This window comes from Desulfatiglans sp. (genome assembly GCA_012513605.1).
Classification (GTDB): Bacteria; Desulfobacterota; DSM-4660; order Desulfatiglandales; family HGW-15; genus JAAZBV01.
In genome coordinates, this window is sequence record JAAZBV010000156.1 from 88,559 (window position 1) to 108,096 (window position 19,538).

Here is a 19,538-nt window from a genome sequence, read left to right on the forward strand (position 1 = left end):
CATTGATATTCAGATGACTCTAATCATCAATCACCTTTATCCGTTCAAAGGCAGGCTTAAACTCTTTCCACATTTCAAGGCCGATCCTGTTCTGGGTATCTTTAATCTCATCAAGGGTCTCTTTTTCAGTGAGGGGGTTAATAAGAACTGCACGCAGGACCACTATATTCTGGGGTCGATAAACTGTAGACTCCAAGGTTGTCCTTGAAACAAATGTAGTATCATCTTTTCTTAGTGCTCTGTGAAGCTTTATATTCAGGCTGTTAATCAGACGGTTGGTTTTTTGTATCCTGGTTTCTGTCTTTTTTTCTTTTTTCCCGCTTTGGGTCCTGCTTTTTTTCCAGATGATTATCTGGTTTAGGACCTGCTCAGGTATAAAACGGTAATTCAGAATAAAAAGTTCGGGGTTGTTAAGGGTTTCAAAATTACCGCATGAGTCAAGTATCTCTTTAAAATAATCTGTTGAATTCCTCGCATGCCTGAAAAGCAGGCCGTATCCCTTGCTGCCTATAATCTTGAGCGAGGCCCAGGGTTTCAGGCATGCAAAAGGCCTCGATCCTTCGAGTGTAAACCTGCCTGTATCAACAGAGTTTTTTCTTATTATATATCTTGAAGAATGTTTGATATAACCAAGGTCCTTTTCGCTTTTAAAAAGGGCAAGCCCCATACTTGCAGGACAATAGAGAAGTTTATGTGAGTCAAAGGCCACGGAGTCTGCCCTTTCTATACCTTTAAAAAGCGGCCTGTATTCATCTGCCAGTAAAGCAGGTCCGCCCCAGCTTGCATCCACATGAAAATGGGTACCTGCTTTATGTGCAATCTCACCAAGAGCTTCCAGATCATCGATGTTCCCTGTTTCAGTTGTGCCTGCAATGCCAATTATAGATATGATTTTTGTACGGTCTTTACCTTTGCTTTTATTGAATTTTTTTACCCTCAGCAGCAGCTTTTTAATGTCTATGCGGTTATTCATATCAACAGGGATATTAATTACATTAGATTCACCTATTCCAAGTATATTGGCTGCCTTTGTTATAGAATAATGTCCCCTTGTTGACACGAGAATTATCCCCCTGGAATAACCGTAATGTCTTAGCGCACTCATTGCTCCCGCTACTCTGAAACCGGGGAAATCACCACATGGAGGAAATGCCTTTTCCCTTGCAACCATAAGGGCGGTTACATTTGAAAGGGTGCCATCAGATGTTACATTACCAAGGGAAACCTTGGGATTATGTATGTTTTTTTCATAAAAAATTGGTTTCTTATTATAGATCAGATTATGCACCCACGCCACAAGCTCTCTTTCAACAAAGCTTGACGCCCTTGCCGTTTCAATCTTTACCTGGTTCTGGTTTAGTGCTGCAATGATCATCTCAAGCAGTATCATAAAATATGGGACGGCGCTTGTCATATGTCCGATATAGTATGGATTGCCCACCTTTACAGAGTGGTCTATGACCTTTAATTTTATCTCGGAGAGTACATCTTTTATCAGCAGGGGGCTGTCAGGGATAGAGGTCTCACTAAAGATATTGCTGAGGTCAGGTAGCGTTGCGCTGCTGTGTATGCCCCCTTTTTCCTGGAAAAAATCATGTATGAGTTCGAGCAGTTCATTGCCGAATTCAACAAATTTGTCAGGGGATTCCGGCATGATGAAAAGCTTTTTAAGATAGTCGATGTTTGTTTTTATTTTTCTAACCTGATCCATCTCTTTTAATACCCGTTATACTGCACTTGCCTTATTGGAAAAATAGCATCTTTCATGACTGAAAGATGCTATTTCTGAAGTTCTTTTATATCCTCAAGAAGATAGGCCAGACGGTCAATGGTCTCTTCACTCAGGTTATCCTCATTTTTCTTGATGTACTTTTTAAGCCTGTTCAATTCATTTTCAATATCAATAATACTGTTATACATTGGTTTATAATAATCCTTACGCTCCTCAGGGACAGTGATCTTTTCACTTATCACTTCCCTTGGCTTGAGGATAAGTCTTTCCCTGTATGAGGGAATGTGAACCTCAAAGCCAAAACTGCTTTTTATTTTTTCTGCGAATATCTTACTTGAGCTTTGTTCTCCATGTATAACAAAAACCCTGGGTTTTGATTCCCTGAAATTACCTACCCAGTCAAGCAGATCATTCTGATCTGCATGGGCGGAAAAACCGCCTATGGTAAATGCCTTTGCATTGACATCGACACTCTCCCCGAATATCTTGACTGATCTGGCCCCGTCGACAATTTTTCTACCTGTTGTTCCATCAGCCTGGTAGCCTACTATGACTATGCTTGCACCCTTCCTCCATAGGTTATGCTTGAGGTGGTGTTTGATCCTTCCTGCTGTACACATCCCGTTTCCGGCAATCACAATTGCTGAGCCATGAGAATCATTAATGGCTATTGATTCTTTTGTTGCGGAGGTAAAACGCAGATTATGCATGTCAAATGGATCAAACCCCTCCTTTACTATAGCCATTGCCTCATCGTCATAGTATTTCCTGTTTTTGCGGAAAATCTGGGTTGCCTTTATGGCAAGGGGGCTGTCAATATATATGGGGATATCCGGAAGTTTGCCATTACGCTGGAACTCGCCAAGTATATAGATCAGTTCCTGTGTTCTTTCTACCGCAAAGGCGGGTATTATTACCTTTTCATTATTGGAAACCGCATGATTAATGGCTTCCATAAGCTCTGCCTTACTATCGTCAAAAGAGCGGTGAAGCCTGTTTCCATAGGTGGACTCTATAAATAGATAATCGGCAGCAAAGATTTCAAACGGGTCTTTTACTATCAACTGGTTCTGTTTACCAATATCCCCTGAGAAAACTATCTTTATCTCCCCACCATTTGTTTCCAGCCATAATTCAAGTATGGAAGAGCCTAAAATATGTCCGGCATTTCTCAGCCTGGCCTTGATCCCCGGTTCTACCTGGATTATGTTATCCCGTTCAACAGAAGAAAAAAGACGAATAGCATCTTCTGCATCTTTTGTTATATACAGAGGCTCGACTCCTGACCTTGATTGTCTTTTGTTCTTTTTGGTCTGCCACTCTGCATCCATTTCCTGGATATGGGCTGAATCCAGGAGCATTATTTCACATAATTCGGCTGTGGGTGGAGATGTAATTATCCTTCCCGAAAAACCATCTTTTACAAGTTTGGGTATCCTGCCACTGTGATCTATATGCGCATGTGTCAGAAAGAGGGTGCTGATATCTTTCGGGTTAAAACCCCAGTCAGCCCAGTTACGAAGCTCCATCTGTTTATTGCCCTGAAATAGACCGCAGTCGACAAGTATCTTTTTACCCTGTGCGCTTTCCACCAGAAAACTGGAACCTGTTACGCCTCCTGCACCACCCATACACGAAATTCTAATCATTTTTCTTTCCTTTCTTTGCGGTATTAATTTGATTCTATATAAAAATTGAGCCCCGATTTTTTAACCCGGTTCATGAGATGACCGGGTAGCTGAATTCAATACCCTGGTAATTTTTCACAATTATCTGATCTCCCTTTATTGCGTTTATATATTCAGGCAATAAAGGTATTTTTCCGCCACCATGTGGGAGGTCAATCACAAACCTGGGCACCCCTATGCCTGAAATATTTCCCTGAAGCCCGGCCATTATCTCTATACCTTTAGAAAGAGGTGTCCAGAAATGGGATGTCCCCTTAACCAAGTCTGCCTGAAACAGATAATACGGCTTTACGCGAATTGCAAGAAGTCTTCTCATCAGCTCTGAAATAGTTTCAATATCATCATTTACCCCTTTGAGAAGCACAGTCTGACAACCAAGGGGAATGCCGGCATCTGCAATCATATTGCAGGCAATGGATGATTCAGGTGTAATCTCCGCAGGGTGATTGAAATGGGTATTAATATAAAGGGGGTGATATTTTTTTAAAATATTGAGCAGGTCCGGGGTTACCCTCTGCGGAAGGGTACATGGCGCCCTTGAACCGATCCTGATGATCTCCACATGGCCAATGGCCTTTACCTTTGACAGGATACTGTCAAGTCTTTCATCTGAAAGCAGCAGAGGGTCACCCCCTGATAAAAGCACATCCCTTATTGTTTTTGTTTTTGCTATGTAACTTAATCCTTCCTTTATTGATTCTTCTGTTACCATAGAAGAATGGCCAACCTTTCTTTTTCTATTGCAGAATCTGCAATACATTGCACATCTCCCGGATATCAGAAAAAGCACCCTGTCAGGATATTTGTGCGTCAGACCCGGTACAGGGGAGAGATTTTCCTCATCAAGGGGGTCAATATAGCCTTTATTGGATTTGATCTCTCTGATATCCGGTATGGCCTGTTTCATTAAGCGGCTATCTGATCTGATCAGATTAAAATAGTAAGGGTTGATAAGCATCGGGTATGTTTTTGTTACCTGATCAATATCAGAGAGGTTGAACCCTTCCATATTCGGCAATTCATCAGATCTTTGTATGCTTTTAGCGAGTAAATCTTCCCACAACACTGCTGGATCTTTTCTTTTAAAAATAATCTCCAATCTTTTACCTAAAATGCCTCTTGTTAAAACAGTATATCCATTAAATCCAGTACAGAATTTATGCTGTATATCTTAATGTTATGGGGGGCTCTGCAACCCTCGTAATTACTCTTAGAAAGTATACATTTTTTGAATCCCATTTTTTCAGCCTCCTTTATCCTGGTTTCCGGCTGGATAACCCCTCTTACCTCACCGGCAAGACCTACTTCGCCGAATACAACCATCTCCGGGTCAACGGGCCTGTTAAGAAAACTGGAGATCATGGCCGCTACAATGCTCAGGTCAGCGGCCGGTTCATCTACCTTAAGCCCGCCAGCCACATTTACAAATATATCCTGATCTCCCATTTCAATACCCATTCTTTTTGCAATAACAGCAACCAAGAGTGAGATACGGTTGTGATCTACACCGATTGCTGTTCTCCTTGGCATGCCGAACGGGCTTGGACAAACCAGTGCCTGTATCTCCAGAAGCAGAGGTCGAGTGCCTTCGAGGCACGGGATTACAATTGATCCGGATGCGTTTTCAGGTCGCTCTTCAAGGAATATCCTTGACGGGTTGCCAACCTGGGAAAGACCGGCCTCCTTCATCTCAAACACACCTATTTCATTGGTTGACCCGTAACGGTTTTTTATAGCCCTGATTATTCTGAAGGTATGACTCGCATCTCCTTCAAAATAGAGTACTGTGTCTACAAGATGTTCCAGTATTTTGGGGCCTGCTATTGAACCCTCTTTTGTTATATGCCCGATCAGTATAGTCGGGATACTCTTTTCTTTTGCCCATCTGAGGATCTTACCAGATACTTCTCGGATCTGCCCCACACTCCCCGGTGCAGAAGGCAGCGTTTCTGTATATGTAGTCTGTATTGAGTCCACAACAAGCAGATCTGTCTTTATCTCTCTGATCTTTTCAAAAAGGTCATCTATTCGTGTGCCTGTAACAATAAAAATATTTTCTGAATTTATTGACAGTCTCTGTGCACGGAGTTTGATTTGCTGAGCAGATTCCTCCCCTGATAAATATATAGTATTCAGGTTTTTAAGGGAGAGTTTCCCCGCTACCTGCAGAATCAGTGTTGATTTTCCTATGCCCGGTTCTCCTCCTAAAAGTAAAAGGGATCCGGGGACAATACCGCCTCCTATTGCCCTGTCAAATTCATCCAAACCGGTTTTGATCTTGCTGTCAGGGTTAAACTCAATACTGCTTATCTCCTGAGGTGCACTCATGGTAAGTTGTGAGATCCCGGTTTTTCCTGGATCATGAAAGAGCTCCTCAACTATGCTATCCCACTGGTTACAGTCAGGGCATTTTCCAAGCCATTTTGGTGTCTGGTACCCGCAGTTCTGGCAGGTAAAGATAATTTTAGGGTTTTTTGCCATGAGTATATCTGGAATATCCTGCTATTTAAATCTTATTTCTGCTCCCTGGGTTTTTGATAGTTCTATCAATTCTGTTCGCCATTTTTCTATTCCGTTGCGCCCCTCTTCAAATTTTTTATTTCCCTGCTCTATAATTTTATAATCCTTATTTTCAAGCCCTATCATAATCATCTGAAATCCTTCCATGGTAGAATCCGCAGCTTTAAGATAAAAGGAGTGTACCTGTCTCACCTCAAGTGTTTCGGGCCTTATTTCTCTGAGACCGGTTAAAAATCGTTTATAGGTCGGAATTATGAATTCCTTCAGAGTATCAAGAAGCTTTTGGTCAGTTGTTGCATTTTCACCTGTAACTGATGCGTAAGCCTCAAGTGATTTTTGTTCAAGCTCAGAAATAGCAATCAACCCCTGATTTACATAATTCACAATATCACTGGCAGCTGGTCCTGATAAAAGTTTCCCACCGCTGTTTTTTTCGCCTGAAGCGCAGCTAAAGAATATGATGAAAAAAATAACAAAGGTGAGATAAAGAAATTTCAAGTGTTTCATTTTTTACCCTCATTTCAATTGAATTAATATAATTATAGTCGCTGTAAAGGTAATATTAATATTGAGGAAATATCAAGTTAAATATCAGAGCATTGGTCTAACTTTTTTTATTGATTTTGTCTGCATTCTGCATTATAAATATAAAAATCTTCTTATTAGTGATTTCATTTACAATAAATAGAGGAAAAAAAGACAGTTTTAAAAAAAAGCTTGACTATGTTTTATTATTGTTATTTAATCCTGTCTTCATGAATGGGAGGGGCTAAACATTAACCTAGGAGGGTTTAAGATGAAAAGAAGTTTTTCATGGAAAATTGTTGTTAGTATTTTGTCATTGGCGTTGATTCTGGTACCTGTAACTTCATCTGTTTCATTTGCCCAGGCTGAATCAGGAGCAGCATCAGCAGGCGCAGCAGGCGCAGGCGGGGCAGCTGGACTCAGTACAGCCGCTATTGTTGGTATTTCCGCAGCAGTTGTTGCAGTTGGTGTTGCAGTAGCAGCAGCTATAGATGATGATGACAACGCTGCGGCTCACCACCACTAATAATTATTTACAACAAATGTTTTTAAGGGGACCTGTATTTCAGGCCCCCTAATTTGTTTTATCCTTTCCTGTAAAAAATATATCTCTATTTTTTATTAGGCCTGCCTTCAAATTTTTTGAATCCTTTATTCCTCTTTATTTATCAATATTTATTTATGCCTTGATGTTTAATTCTTGATAAAAGGGTGGTTGTAATATATATATCCGATGATGTTTGGAAAATTACATCTGACCGGTTTTTAATTAATTGATATTACTTTGAAATGTATGAAAGGTGTCTTAACGATGATCTCTTTTTCATGCCGCAAATTTTTTAAGCTTTTTTCACTTTTTATTTTGTTATTTATTATGCCTTTTCCCCAATACTCTCTTGCTCAGACCTCAAGGTCTCCCTTAGGACAGAGCTCAAAAGTAAAAACAGGGGTTTCCTCAATAGCCACACTAGGCACAGGCATTAAAGACTATGGATATAAAAGGTCATTAAACGAATCGGTTAAAGAAGAGATAATCAGTCTTCTTACTGCAGAAGAGCTACCCCTGCTATTTGAAAAGCTTGATGATGCAGACAGGCAGGATCTATTTAGTCATCTTTCCCCCTCACAGAAAAGAGTTGTTTTTGTTACAATTGCTGATAGTGAAAAACAAAAGATATTTCAGACTCTTGGCGATAAAGACAAAATTGATCTTTTTGCTTTAATTGATGATAAGGAGAGGATGATTCTACTGAGCAACCTTGGGTACATGGAAAAATCCAGGCTTATAAACAGCCTTTCTATCTCTGAAAAAAAGATATGGCTGGAAAAGTATCCTGAATTAGCCTCTTCAATTGAATTAAAAGGGGAGGAGTTTGTACCGGAAGGGGCTGAAAAAAAGAATTCAAGGCTTGAAGAGCTTTTTTCAGGCCAGTTTCCTTCAAGTATTGATAAGGATATTCGACAGTTCGGATATGATTTTTTTATACAGAAATCAACATTTACACCAGAAAAAAACGTGCCCGTGGGCAGTGATTATTATATAGGTCCAGGTGACTCTTTTACCATTAACCTCTGGGGAAATGTTGAAGAGGCTCATTATGCAACAGTATCAAGGGATGGCACTATTACCCTTTCCAGGCTTGGAACCCTTTCAGTCAGCGGGTTGACATTTTCTGAACTGAAAATTTTTTTATACAACCGATTCAAGGAGTATTATCCAGATTTTAAAATGAACATTGCAATGGATGCCCTCAAATCCATTGATATATTCATGGTCGGTGAGTTGAATAACCCTGGCACTTACAGCCTGAGTTCTCTTTCCACTGTTGTGTCAGCCCTGTATGCATCAGGCGGCCCCAATAAGAACGGCACACTGAGAAATATTAGCATTCTGAATAATGATGAACTGGTAAAAACAATCGATCTGTATGATTTTTTCATCCGTGGCGCAAAAGGTGATGATATTACCATTAAACAGGGTTATACGGTATTTGTCCCTGTTATCGGCCCGACAGTTGCGGTTGCTGGTCATGTCAAGAGACCTGCCATTTATGAGATAAAAGAGGGGCAGACACTTGAACAGGTAATAGATTATGCAGGGGGGCTACTCCCCACAAGTCATCTCCAGAATATAATAGTCGAGAGAATTGTGGGGCAAAAAGGGAGGGTAATAGTCAGCTTTGATATTGACTCTTCAAATGAAAAAAACACCCAGAATCTGAAAACAGTTTTGAAAGATGGTGACCTGGTCAAGATATACCCTGTACATAAAAATATTGAAAAGGTGGTATACCTTGAGGGTAATGTTAAATACCCCAATGAATATGAATTAAAGAACGGGATGAAATTGAAGGATATTATTCCTTCATACGATTACCTGTTACCTGAGTCTTACCTTCCTCAGGCTGAGATTCTGAGGCTGGTGCCACCGAATCTCCACCCTGAAATAAAGACATTTGATCTTGGAAAGATGCTAGACGGAGACGAGGGTCAGAATCTCGCCCTTCATGACAGAGACAGGATTACAATCTACAATGCATGGGAAAAGCAGAATATTCCGGAGGTAACTATAAGTGGCGCAGTGAGAAATCCCGGTATATTCCGGCTCTATAAAGATATGACAGTAAAAGACCTGATATTCGCAGCAGGTAATTCAACTAAAGATGCATATCTTGAAAAGGGCGAGCTTACACGGGTGCTTTCAGGTGATTCAGGCGCAGATATTGTCAAGCTAGAATTTTCACCAAAAAGGGCAACTGAGGGCTCTCCTCAAGATAACATTATCCTTAAGGAAGATGACAAGGTTTTCATTAGAGAGATCCCCAAATATAAAACTTCGCTTGAAAAAAAGGTATATCTCGAAGGAGAGTTCAGGTTTCCCGGCGAATATAGCTTTAAGGAGGGTGAAACTATCTCATCTGTAATAGAAAGGGCAGGCGGTCTGACAGAAGAGGCATATCCTTATGGCGCTGTTTTTACCCGTGAATCAGTAAAAGATATACAATCGGAGAGAAAAAGAGAATACATAGAAAAGCTTGAGCAGGATATCTTTACTATCAGTGCATATTCTGCTGAAACATCGCTTGATGCCTCACAGGCCAGTGTTGCCCTGCAGACACTTAATGCAAAAAGAGAGATGCTGGAAAAACTGAAACAGGCTGAGCCGACGGGGCGTATGATAATCAATATCCTTGACGCAGTGCTTATACCATCAGGTGATAATGATTTAGCGCTTAGGGCTGGTGACAGGCTTATTGTAGGAAAAAGACCTGATTCTGTCTTTGTCATAGGAGAGGTATATAATCCGAATGCAATTATCCACAGGTCAGGCAGTGATGTGGGTGATTATCTGAATCTTGTAGGTGGCATTACAGGAAATGCAGATAAGAAACAGCTTTATATTGTACGGGCAGATGGCACTGTAATGAGTAAAAAACAGGAGAAATTCGGATTGTTTAACTGGGACAGTTCATCACACAGGTGGGGATTTGGTTCCTTTAAGAGTGTTAAAATGGAACCGGGAGATACTATAATTGTACCTAAAAAGGTTCTTCAATTCAGTTGGCTTAAATGGTTTAAAGACACAACAAGTGTTTTATATCAACTAGCAGTCTCAGCCGGGGTATTGAATGATATATTAAAAGATTAATGGAATCCACTGATTGATTGTTTTTCTGACAGGCATCACTGAAAAGTGATGCCTGTTTTTTGCCTCTGTCAAGCTACCCGCATTTTGAATAACCGCATGAATGGCATATCATACAACCCTCTTCAAAACTTATTGTTTGTCCGCATTCAGGACATTTTTCACCCATAAAGGTATTTGAAGAGTTAGATGGTGTACTTTTATTTACTTTACCATTCATGTACCTGTTTTTCAGTACCCGTCCTATGGCATCAGGAATAGAAAGCACAAGCCCATCCTTCTGGAAGATCGGATATTCGCCTCCTATACCCTCAATCTGTTTTACGATTTTTTCTACCTCAACCCCGGATCTGAGGGCAAGCGAAACTAGACGGCCTATAGCCTCTGTCTTGGCCGTTGTTGATCTGCCGGATTTACCAATGGTTGCAAAAACTTCAAACGGTTTCCCATCCATCTCTGTAACCGTTACATACAGATTCCCCATGCCTGTCATCATCTTTGATGTAAAACCTTCGAGTGTCTCAGGCCGTTCCTTGATATCAGCTAGATTTGTTACAGTCTTTCCCTTTTCTTTTTCACTGAAACTCAAGACCTGATTTTCTTTGCTCCCGTCTCTGTAAATGGTAACCCCCTTGCACCCCAGTTCGTAGGCTGTGTTATATACCTTTCTTACATCCTCAACCGTGGCATCCATAGGCAGGTTAACAGTTTTAGAGACAGCATTGTCTGTATGTTTCTGGAATGCAGCCTGCATTAGGATGTGCCATTCAGGTGTAACATCATGGGCTGTAACAAATATCTCCCTTACATCAGTAGGGATCTGCTTTAGTTCATGAATAGAACCTCTTTTTGCGATAATATCCATCAGCTCAGCGCTGTAAAAACCCCTTTCTCTGGCGATTGTCTCAAAATAGGGGTTAACCTCTGTCAGGATACTATTATCCATTACTCTTCTAACAAAGCTTAATGCAAAGAGGGGTTCGATGCCACTGGAACATCCTGCGAGTATGCTCAGTGTACCTGTTGGGGCGATTGTGGTAGTTGTTGCATTCCGGTATCTTTTATTTTCCTGATCCTTGAATATACTGTAGTTGAAATTTTCAAATACCCCACGCTCCTCAGCAAGGAATTTGGATGCCTCATGGGATTCCTTCTGTATGAAACTCATAACCTCTTCAGCTGTTTCAAGTGCCTTCTCTGAATTGTATGGTATCTTAAGCTGGTAAAGCATATCTGCAAAACCCATAATGCCCAGCCCTATCTTTCTGTTTCCTTTTACCATTGCATCTATTTCAGGCAGGGGATATTTTGACATATCAATGGTGTTATCCAGGAACCTGACGCTCCACCATACTAATTCCTTTAACCCTTCATAGTCTATTTTAGGTTCTACCTGATTCTCGATCACATATTTGGCGAGATTGATAGAACCTAGGTTACATGCCTCCATTGGTAGAAGAGGTTGTTCTCCGCACGGGTTGGTGCTCTCAATTTGACCAAGTTCAGGTGTAGGGTTATCCCGGTTAATCCTGTCAAGAAAGACAATCCCCGGGTCCCCGTTCTGCCATGCCTGTGTTAAGAGCGCATTATAGACATCTGTGCTGCTCATCTCGCCTGCCTTACGTCCGTCCCTCGGGTCTATAAGATCATATTTTTCACCTTTTTTCAGTGCCTGCATGAATTTATCAGTAACACCTACTGAGATGTTGAAGTTGTTTAATTCCCTGTTATCACGTTTACAGTATATGAATTCCATAATATCAGGATGATCAATCCTCAGTATCCCCATATTGGCGCCCCTTCGGGTCCCGCCCTGTTTGACCTGTTCTGTTGCCGTATTGAATATCTTCATAAAGGATATTGGGCCGGAGGCTACACCGCCAGTTGTTCCAACCCTGCTGCTTGTGGGCCTGAGCCTGGAAAAGGAAAATCCTGTGCCGCCACCTGATTTATGAATCAGTGCGGCATTTTTCAGGGAATCAAATATGGCATCCATGCTGTCTTCTACAGGAAGCACAAAGCATGCGGCAAGCTGACCCAGGTGCCTGCCGGCATTCATGAGTGTGGGTGAATTGGGCAGAAACCTGAATTCAGTCATCATGCGGTAAAAATTTTCCTCAACCTTTTCAATAGAGGATTCGTTGCCATATTTTTTTTCAGCGAGGGCGATATGGTGCGCTACCCTTTTAAATAATTGTTCGGGTGTTTCAACCACATTTCCATTACTGTCCTTTTTCAGGTATCTGGTTTTTAAAACAGTATAGGCATTTTCAGATAAATTTATCTTCTCTTTAAGAAAAAATGAGCCCTCAAGTTTTATGGGTGTATTTTTTTTAAGGCCATATTCAAGCAGTTTAGCTTCCACAATTTCTTCCAGCAGTGGGATGGTTATGGTCTTCAGGTCCATCTGGTGTATTTCTTCCCTGAGCGCCCTGCTTATATCCATTGCACACGAGCTGTCTATTGAACTCTCCCTTATCAGCATATCTGAAAAGAGGTTATCATCCCACCTGTAAGCTGCAAGATCAAAAGTACCATCTTTTGTCACAAGGAATTTACTCTGCTGACCCATTTACCACCCTCCATAAAATTAATTGACCGCCTATATTTTATATTAATTATAATAATATATCATTTTCCCCGTGATGAAAAAGGAATGAAAAATCATTCGCTAAAACAATAGTAAAGAGCCAGATTATCACCTCTTCTATCATGTTTTATGCTGATGATTTAAATTGTTTATATACCCTTATATTGAATGAAGCGCATTCTAGGGCACAATATATGGTATGTCAATAAATTCTTCCAGTTTTTGTTAAATTGGAAATATTTTATAAACAAGCATTGTCGATTACTTCCTATTATTCTTTTTTTCGGCTCATAGGATGGAAATGCGTAGTAGCATCTCCTCGTGGGTAGTATAAATAATGTGAAGTCAGAGAATAACTGAAAAAACACTACTGTTATGAATTATTTTTAGATTTATTGCAGTGATTATAGCGTCTTGCAGGTAGAAAATCGTCTGAAACGGCAGGCGTTACAGATTAAGATGCTGGTTAAACTTGTTCCCAGGCAACTATAGGTTTTTTCAAGGTATCATTTGAGGGAGATATTCCTGATGAAAAAAGGCTGTAAAAATGATCAGGGAGGAAATGAAACCGGAAAAGTCCCGATATAAAAGGATCATTAAAAACCTGGTGCATAATGCTGATTCGGAAAGTGATCTGACAAAAGATACCGGCAAAAAAAATCGGTGATATTAGATATGGGTAGTGATGAAAAGGCTTACGATGAATATGATAATGAATTCGGTAAATACTAGATGATTAGGATATCAGACACTCAAGGATTTAATCATATAGCGGATAAAAGAATATGGATCATAAAAATATGGAAGCAAGCACAGAGTTACTCTCTTTTTAACTCGCTAATGAACTGTTCGCTATTGAGGTTAGCAAGGTAAGAGAGGTTCTCGAATATACGACTATTACCAGGGTGCCGGGATCACCGGATTATATGGAGGGAGTGATCAATGTCAGGGGGAGCGTTGTCCCTGTAATGGATCTGAAAAAGAAGTTAAACATCCCCGCTTCAGATACAGACATCAATACGCGTATCGTAATAATGGAGTTGATCCTGAATGATGAAAAGGTGGTCGTAGGTTATATCGCAGATAAGGTCAGGGAGGTAATGTCTCTCTCTCCAGGTCAGATTCAGGCCCCCATGCAGGCTTGACTCAAATTTTTTGATGATTATTTTATTGCCGCATGAGTCAAAAAAACAAATTTAAGGGGGTGATCTTATGAACAGCTTGTTAAGTATAATTCCAGGAACAGGTCTTGCGCCCAGCAGGAAACTGTTTGATCGCTTCTTTGATGACTGGGGTCTGGAAACGGTTTTTAGTGATGATAATGAGTGGGTACCGGCCTTTGATATTGCTGAGAATGAAAAGGATTATGCAGTTACAGCGGAGCTCCCCGGTATAGATATAAAAGATGTTGATATTACACTTTCTGAAGGTATCCTGACTGTTAAAGGAGAAAAGAAACAGGAAAAGGAGGAGACCGTTGAAGGTTTCCACAGGATTGAAAGATGTTATGGATCATTCAACAGGAGCTTCAGGATCCCTGGTAAGGTAGAGGCTGATAAAATTGATGCAAGCTATAAGGATGGTGTGTTAAAGGTTGTGCTTCCAAAGGCAGAAGGAACAGAGACAAAAAAGATTGAGATTAGATAACACACTGACTGTGTAAAAAAAAGAGGGTATCATCTGATGGTGATACCCTCTTTTTCCCTCTCCGAAACCCCGTCTAAACAATAACATCTATGGGCTTTGGTTTTGTACCGATATTTTCATCGCGGTCCGGTTCACCGTATTTATTGTATAAAGTCCCTGTATCAAAGCGTCGTGTGTCAGGTTTTTTTTCAGTGATCTTATCCCTGTTTTTATTAAGCTTGGCCTCTTCGCTGTTTCCTGATTTTTCAACAGGTTTTATCTTGTCAGGCCCTTCCTTTTTCCGGATCTTAAACTCCCCTTCACCGGGATTATTTATTACTACAGAGGAATCTATAATCATATGCCACCTCCTTACATAAGAAACCTTTCTTTGAGGGAGCGCTGCTGTATATCAAATCCTCACATTAAAACCTGTCTTGTGAAAAAAGCCCGTTCCATTTTTAATGAACAGGTACATACAACTCTTTAATAACTTTGCAACCCCGCTGTCATATCCCTTTACATCATGGGACTTAGACCGGAAGTTTTGCGCCCTCTCCTTTCAGAGAGTTTGCCCTCAAGTCTTATCCAATCTTCAAATCGGCATCATGATCCTGAAACTTTAAAAAAATTTTTATTTTATTAAAAACAACTATATCAAGATGTTATCTATATGAAATACCAGACCTTTCCTGTTGACTAGCATATAATAAAAAGGCAGAATCAATGCGACTTAAAAAATAATTACACTGGAGCGGAAGATGAAAATACTGGTAACAGGCGGTGCAGGGTATATAGGCAGCCATACAATGGTGGAGCTCTTGAGTGCGGGCCACGATGTTGTTGTGGTGGATAATCTTTCCAACAGCAAAGAGGAGTCAATACGAAGGGTTAAGGAAATAACAGGTAAGGATTGTATTTTTTACAGGGCAGACCTGAGGGACAGGGATGCCCTTTCTAAAATTTTCAGTAAAAATTCCATAGATGCAGTAATACATTTTGCAGGGCTCAAGGCCGTAGGCGAATCGACCCAGAAGCCCATTGAGTATTACAGCAACAACATAACAGGTACACTATGTCTGTGTGATGCAATGAGAGAGCATAATGTTAAAAAGATAGTATTCAGCTCATCCGCAACAGTCTATGGAGACCCGCACATGGTGCCCATAACAGAAGAGTTCCCTCTTTCAGCAACCAACCCCTATGGCAGGTCAAAACTCTTTATTGAAGAGATACTGAGAGACCTTTACACCTCAGAAAAGACATGGGATGTTATCCTTTTAAGGTATTTCAACCCTGTGGGTGCTCATACAAGCGGCAAAATAGGTGAGGACCCGAATGGAATACCGAATAACCTGGTGCCTTATATCTCACAGGTTGCTATCGGTAAATTAAAGGTGCTTTCGGTGTTTGGTAATGATTACCCTACACCTGATGGCACAGGGGTAAGGGATTATATCCATGTTGTGGATCTTGCCTTGGGACATGTAAGGGCAATTGACAGGATCAAATCAGAAACAGGCGTCAGGGTTTATAACCTGGGCACAGGCAAGGGTTACAGTGTACTTAAAATGATAGATGCTTTCAGGAAGGCTTCGGGAAGAGATATACCATATCAGATAACAGCGCGCAGAAAAGGTGATATTGCCGAATGTTATGCTGACCCATCACTGGCTAAAAAGGAACTTGGTTGGGAAGCCCTCAAGGGTATAGATGAGATGTGCAGTGACACATGGAAGTGGCAGTCCCTTAATCCAAACGGCTATGAATAGAAAAAGGAGTTACGGTTGCCACTTAAGGTTAATGAGATATTTTTAAGCGTACAGGGCGAATCCACAAGGTCAGGTTTTCCATGTGTGTTTATACGCCTTACAGGATGCAACCTTAGATGCTCATACTGTGATACCACCTATGCATATGAAGAGGGTGCCCTTATGGAGATCAGTGATATCATTGAAATGGTAAAGGGCTTTAACTGCCCGCTTGTTGAGGTAACCGGCGGAGAGCCACTGATACAGGATGAAACACCTGAACTCATAACAAAGCTTATTGATGACGGGTACACGGTGCTGCTTGAGACAAACGGAAGTCAGGATATAAGCATGGTTGACAGGCGCTCTATAAAGATCATGGACATTAAATGCCCATCAAGTGGTGAAGAGAGTCATAATGATTTAAAGAACCTTAACGGGCTCAATGAGGGGGATGAACTCAAGTTTGTGATTGCTGACAAAAGAGACTATGATTTTGCAGTTGAGACCCTTGCCCTGATACCTTCTGATAAAAGGGACGATATATATGTGAATTTTTCTCCATGCTTTAGCAGGATTGAACCGAAGGAACTCTCTGAATGGATACTGAGGGATAAACTTAATGTAAGATTAAACATGCAGCTCCATAAGTATATATGGCCCCCAGATAAAAGGGGGGTGTGATAAAAAATAGGCCCAAGGTGCAAGGCGCAGGGCTCAAGGTATAAGATTTATGATGCAAACCCCATAATAACTCATTGAATATGCAGGTGTATCAACTGTATTGATAAAAAGGTTTTAAAAAATGAATTTTATTTCTGATTTTAGGTGTCCACAGGAAATTAATCCTGATTCATACTGGTTTTTGATAAATGAGCAGAAGATTATTGTACTGTCAGAAAACGGTGCTATGTCTATCCCTCGTTACAATACTCTTAAAGAATATGAGATAAGAAGTGACCATATCCAGTATATGGGCACCTATAACAACATTTCATGTTATGCTGCAGAGATTGAGTCCACGGAAGCTCTCCCCGGATGTCTCGTCGTACACCCGCCTCTTACCCTTCTGGACAGACTTGACTCAGACCTTGTAAGGCTTTCAGGGCTTGCAGGTCAGTTTATTACCTGGAGCAGGAATCACAGGTTTTGCGGAAAATGCGGAGGCTCAACAAAAGATAAAAATGATGAGCGTGCAAAGATATGTACCCCATGCGGTCAGGTATATTATCCGCGCCTTTCGCCTGCAATAATAGTGGCAGTTACAAAGGATGATAAACTTTTACTTGCGAGTTCTCCCAGATTCCGGTCAAAGTTCTACAGTGTGCTTGCAGGTTTTGTTGAACCCGGTGAAACCCTTGAGGGGTGTGTAAAAAGGGAGATCAAGGAAGAGGTGGGTATTGAGGTTAAAAATATTAAATATTTCGATAGCCAGCCCTGGCCCTTCCCTGATTCCCTCATGATAGGGTTTACAGCAGAGTATGATAGTGGCGAAATCAAGCCTGATAAAAAAGAGATTGTTGATGTTGGCTGGTTTAAAAGGGATGAAATCCCCGGAATCCCATCCAGTATAAGCATTGCCCGGAGGCTTATAGACTGGTTTATTGAAGGTGGAAACCATTAGCAAAAATGGGAAAAATAATATTTTTACCACGGAGAGCATGGAGAACACGGAGTAAAAATTGAAAGAACTCTATGTCTCCTCTGTGGTCAGCGCTAACGATCTATTTTATACGTTATCGGATTTTTAGTCCAAAGTGCTAAGCATTTCATTATAATCACCTGAAAAACACAGATGTATTCTTTTTATAATATTTTTTATCTTTATCTGGATTTGCCTGAAACCATCCTTATATTGGTGTAACAAAGGCGTTAAAGCGCCTGCAAATTCAAACCATATTTTCATCTGGAGGTTTGGGTATGAAAATATCAATATTGATAATACTGGCAGCTATTATAGTATCAGGCTCAGTTAAAATTTACTCCATTGCAGAGGAGGATGGTATGGGAAACATGAATGTAAAAACTGAGACCGCAACAGTGGCTGGAGGGTGCTTCTGGTGTGTGGAATCAGACTTTAAAAATGTTGATGGGGTAATAGATGTTATCTCAGGGTATACCGGAGGTAAAAAGGAGAATCCTACCTATGAAGAGGTTTCGAGTGGTAAAACAGGGCATGTTGAGGCAGTTCAGGTGATATTTGATCCACAGAAGATAACATATGGTGAAATCCTCGATGTGTTCTGGAGACATATAGATCCAACCGATGCAGGAGGTCAGTTTGCAGACAGGGGGAGCCAGTACAAAAGCGCTATTTTTTATCACAATGATGAACAGAAAAGGATTGCCCTTCAATCCAGGGAGAGACTTAATGGATCAGCCATCTTTGACAGGCCTATCGTAACTGAGATAATCAGGTTTGAAAAATTCTATCCTGCTGAAGATTATCATCAGGATTATTCAGATAAGAACCCTGTAAGATATAAAAATTACAGGTATCATTCAGGAAGGGAGAGGTTTATTGAAGAGACATGGAAAAATGATAAAGTTGAAAACACTACCTCTCAGTGTGATATCCCCGATGATGAGACTTTAAAAAAAAGGCTTACTGAACTCCAGTATGATGTAACCCGAAAGGGTGCTACAGAAAGACCTTTCCAAAATGAGTACTGGGATAATAAACGTGAGGGCATTTACGTAGATGTGGTTTCAGGGGAGCCCCTTTTCAGTTCAAAGGATAAGTATGATTCCGGTTCCGGCTGGCCCAGTTTCACAAGGCCCCTTGTAAAAGAGAATATCATAGAAAAGATCGATAAAGGTTTTTTCATGACAAGGACAGAGGTGAAGAGCAAAAAGGGTGATTCTCACCTGGGGCACCTGTTTGATGACGGGCCAAAACCCACTGGCCAAAGGTATTGTATAAACTCTGCTGCGCTCAGGTTTATACCGAAAGAGGAACTTGAAAAGGAGGGGTATGGGGAATATAAAAAACTTTTCCAGGAGAAATGATCAGTGATCATTGTAACGCTGGAATCCCCGGCCTCACCTTTATAACCATCTCCTTTTTGATGGTAACAGTACCCGGCTTTGCACCCTTTGGCTTTGAGACATATTTTGCCATTGTGCAGGAGACAGGAGTGATTCCGCCATTTTTTGCCTTGCTGTGCCAGGCGGCAATGGCGGCTGCCTCCTTCAGTATGTCCTTTCCCGGTTCTTCATTCTCTTTTGCCCTTAAAATTACATGGCTCCCCGGCATGCCTTTTACATGAAACCAGTAGTCATTGGGGTGAGTAAGCCTCAGGCTCAGGTAATCATTATCATCATCCGTTTTACCTGCCAGGACTTCCCAGTCACCGGCAATTTTGTATTCAATAATATTGTGTTTTTCTTTATCAATCATATTGGTATTTACCAGGGTCTTTATGGGTAACAATAACAGAGCTGCTTTTACTCTACAATG

Annotated in this window: 16 protein-coding genes and 1 riboswitch; of the genes, 8 read left to right on the forward strand and 8 right to left on the reverse strand. The window is 40.9% G+C overall.

What is annotated here, in order from left to right; genetic code table 11:
- Window positions 1-19: 19 nt before the first annotated feature.
- The 5 genes from GX654_22135 to GX654_22155 all read right to left on the reverse strand — a co-directional run bounded on the left by GX654_22135 (window position 20) and on the right by GX654_22155 (window position 6,447).
- The gene (locus GX654_22135) at window positions 20-1,711 is read right to left on the reverse strand and encodes an aminotransferase class V-fold PLP-dependent enzyme (GenBank protein ID NLD39561.1); all 1,692 of its coding nucleotides are present in this window, start codon (window positions 1,709-1,711) and stop codon (window positions 20-22) included.
- A 68-nt stretch (window positions 1,712-1,779) separates the two neighbouring features.
- Entirely contained in the window at window positions 1,780-3,381 is a 1,602-nt protein-coding gene (locus GX654_22140; GenBank protein NLD39562.1) for an MBL fold metallo-hydrolase, read from the reverse strand.
- Between the two features lie 70 nt (window positions 3,382-3,451).
- Entirely contained in the window at window positions 3,452-4,429 is a 978-nt protein-coding gene (locus GX654_22145; GenBank protein NLD39563.1) for a KamA family radical SAM protein, read from the reverse strand.
- Between the two features lie 113 nt (window positions 4,430-4,542).
- On the reverse strand, window positions 4,543-5,901 hold the full coding sequence (gene radA / locus GX654_22150) for a DNA repair protein RadA (GenBank protein ID NLD39564.1): 1,359 nt from the start codon (window positions 5,899-5,901) through the stop codon (window positions 4,543-4,545).
- 21 nt (window positions 5,902-5,922) lie between these two features.
- Entirely contained in the window at window positions 5,923-6,447 is a 525-nt protein-coding gene (locus GX654_22155) for a hypothetical protein (protein NLD39565.1), read from the reverse strand.
- 289 nt (window positions 6,448-6,736) lie between these two features.
- On the opposite strand from GX654_22155, the gene GX654_22160 reads away from it, so the two are divergent.
- On the forward strand, window positions 6,737-6,991 hold the full coding sequence (locus GX654_22160; protein ID NLD39566.1) for a hypothetical protein: 255 nt from the start codon (window positions 6,737-6,739) through the stop codon (window positions 6,989-6,991).
- A 348-nt stretch (window positions 6,992-7,339) separates the two neighbouring features.
- Window positions 7,340-10,114 (forward strand): polysaccharide biosynthesis protein, encoded by a 2,775-nt coding sequence (locus GX654_22165; GenBank protein NLD39567.1) that lies wholly within the window; start codon window positions 7,340-7,342, stop codon window positions 10,112-10,114.
- Window positions 10,115-10,187: 73 nt separating this feature from the next.
- Here the strand turns inward: GX654_22165 and GX654_22170 are convergent, their stop codons facing one another.
- Entirely contained in the window at window positions 10,188-12,683 is a 2,496-nt protein-coding gene (locus GX654_22170) for a vitamin B12-dependent ribonucleotide reductase (protein ID NLD39568.1), read from the reverse strand.
- 863 nt (window positions 12,684-13,546) lie between these two features.
- On the opposite strand from GX654_22170, the gene GX654_22175 reads away from it, so the two are divergent.
- Both GX654_22175 and GX654_22180 read left to right on the forward strand, forming a co-directional pair.
- A complete protein-coding gene (locus GX654_22175; GenBank protein ID NLD39569.1) occupies window positions 13,547-13,846 on the forward strand; it encodes a hypothetical protein in 300 nt (99 codons plus the stop codon).
- Between the two features lie 67 nt (window positions 13,847-13,913).
- On the forward strand, window positions 13,914-14,348 hold the full coding sequence (locus tag GX654_22180) for an Hsp20/alpha crystallin family protein (GenBank protein NLD39570.1): 435 nt from the start codon (window positions 13,914-13,916) through the stop codon (window positions 14,346-14,348).
- A 73-nt stretch (window positions 14,349-14,421) separates the two neighbouring features.
- On the opposite strand, the gene GX654_22185 is transcribed toward GX654_22180, so the two are convergent.
- Entirely contained in the window at window positions 14,422-14,688 is a 267-nt protein-coding gene (locus GX654_22185; GenBank protein NLD39571.1) for a hypothetical protein, read from the reverse strand.
- A 132-nt stretch (window positions 14,689-14,820) separates the two neighbouring features.
- Window positions 14,821-14,913: riboswitch (cyclic di-GMP riboswitch) on the reverse strand.
- A gap of 175 nt (window positions 14,914-15,088) precedes the next feature.
- Between GX654_22185 and galE the strand changes: the two genes are divergently transcribed.
- From galE to msrA, 4 genes are all read left to right on the forward strand, one after another.
- A complete protein-coding gene (gene galE, locus GX654_22190; GenBank protein ID NLD39572.1) occupies window positions 15,089-16,099 on the forward strand; it encodes a UDP-glucose 4-epimerase GalE in 1,011 nt (336 codons plus the stop codon).
- A 15-nt stretch (window positions 16,100-16,114) separates the two neighbouring features.
- On the forward strand, window positions 16,115-16,762 hold the full coding sequence (locus GX654_22195) for a radical SAM protein (GenBank protein NLD39573.1): 648 nt from the start codon (window positions 16,115-16,117) through the stop codon (window positions 16,760-16,762).
- A gap of 121 nt (window positions 16,763-16,883) precedes the next feature.
- Window positions 16,884-17,702 carry an NAD(+) diphosphatase gene (nudC, locus tag GX654_22200; protein NLD39574.1) on the forward strand — a complete coding sequence of 273 codons (819 nt, stop codon included), beginning with the start codon at window positions 16,884-16,886 and terminating at the stop codon, window positions 17,700-17,702.
- 296 nt (window positions 17,703-17,998) lie between these two features.
- Window positions 17,999-19,087, forward strand: coding sequence for a peptide-methionine (S)-S-oxide reductase MsrA (gene msrA, locus GX654_22205; protein NLD39575.1), 1,089 nt, complete (start codon window positions 17,999-18,001; stop codon window positions 19,085-19,087).
- A gap of 7 nt (window positions 19,088-19,094) precedes the next feature.
- Here msrA and GX654_22210 read toward each other — a convergent pair whose 3' ends face one another.
- Window positions 19,095-19,478 carry a DUF814 domain-containing protein gene (locus tag GX654_22210; GenBank protein NLD39576.1) on the reverse strand — a complete coding sequence of 128 codons (384 nt, stop codon included), beginning with the start codon at window positions 19,476-19,478 and terminating at the stop codon, window positions 19,095-19,097.
- Window positions 19,479-19,538 lie beyond the last annotated feature (60 nt).